The following is a 545-nucleotide window of genomic DNA, read 5'->3' as shown; positions in this document are numbered from 1 at the left end:
AGATTTTTCACGTTCGGGTGCTGCCGCAGCTGCGCGATCAGCGTGCTGGCCAGCTTCTGCCCCGTGCCCCAGACGATGTGAAAGCGCGGCACCGAGTTGCCCGGCGTGAACTGTCCGCGCTCGACCCAGTTGGGCAGTGGCAGGTAGCTGATGCCCATGCCGCGCAGCCACCAGTACATGTGCTCGGTGCAGTGGCCGACATAGGCGCGCGCCCAGCGCTGCGGCCAGGTGTCGTCGGGCCCGAATTCGGCAAAGGCCTGCCAGTCGGCCAGCGCCAGGTCGACGCTGTCCTTGATGCCCATGCGGCGCTGCTCGGGCGTATCGACGGCGAACATGCCGCCAAAGCTCTCGCGCGCCAGGCCGCCGAGCTTGTCGCTCTGGTCGCGGTCGAGCAGCAGCACGCGCCGGCCCTGCCCCAGCAGTTCGAGCGCGCAGACGATGCCGGCAATGCCGGCGCCGACGATCACCACGTCGTGGCCTTGGGTCTCCATGGGCTTGTCTCCTGCGGCCCGCTGGAGCGGGCTCTGCCGGGCAAGATAGCCTAT

General features: G+C 68.6%; 1 protein-coding gene. It reads right to left on the bottom strand.

The genetic code is table 11. The features are described 5' to 3' along the window. Window positions 1–491: FAD-dependent oxidoreductase (locus QZH66_RS18290; protein ID WP_305807214.1), on the bottom strand; the 491-nt coding region annotated here is incomplete at its 3' end. Window positions 492–545 lie beyond the last annotated feature (54 nt).

Origin of the sequence: Stenotrophomonas sp. YIM B06876 (genome assembly GCF_030711595.1) — a bacterium.
GTDB lineage: Bacteria > Pseudomonadota > Gammaproteobacteria > Xanthomonadales > Xanthomonadaceae > Stenotrophomonas.
The sequence above is the reverse complement of the archived record's forward strand: the minus strand, read 5'-3'. Positions and strand labels throughout refer to the sequence as shown.